Genomic DNA, 564 nt, shown 5'->3' with positions numbered 1-564 from the left:
GCGGTTACCGGATTGAGCTTGGCGAGGTGGAAGCGCATCTGTTGAAAGTGGAATCGGTGCTGGACGCAATCGTAATCGCCCGGCAAGACGAAAGCGGCCAGAAGACGTTGTGCGCGTACTTTACCGCGAATGCAGAGCTGATGGCAGGCGATCTGAGAGCAGTGCTGTCGCAAGAACTGCCGGCGTATATGATCCCGACACACTTTGTGCAGGTCGATCGGATGCCGCTGACGCCGAACGGAAAGGTCGATCGCAGAGCGCTGCCGGAGCCGGAAGGCCTCATCATGACAGGAAAAGAGCATGTCGCGCCGCGGACGCCGCTAGAGTCTAATCTGGCGCATCTGTGGCAAGAGGTGCTCGGACTTGAGAAAGTCAGCGTGAAGGACAGTTTCTTCGAGATTGGCGGACACTCTTTGCGTGCGACGACGCTCGCAAGCAAGCTGCACAAGGAGCTGCATGTCAGTCTGCCGCTGCGGGACATCTTCCGCCATCCTACCATTGAAGAGCTGGCGTGCCTCATTGACGGGATGGAACGGCAGGAATACAGACAGATTCCGCTGCTGG

At 58.2% G+C, this 564-nt stretch carries 1 protein-coding gene; it reads left to right on the top strand.

What is annotated here, in order from left to right; translation table 11 throughout:
* Positions 1-564: phosphopantetheine-binding protein (locus tag A372_RS32560; RefSeq protein WP_036702528.1), on the top strand; the 564-nt coding region annotated here is incomplete at both ends.

The sequence above is a fragment of the Paenibacillus sp. OSY-SE genome, from assembly GCF_000283315.1.
Lineage (GTDB): Bacteria > Bacillota > Bacilli > Paenibacillales > Paenibacillaceae > Paenibacillus_B > Paenibacillus_B profundus.
Note: the sequence above shows the minus strand (reverse complement) of the source record. Positions and strands in the feature narration are given on the sequence as shown.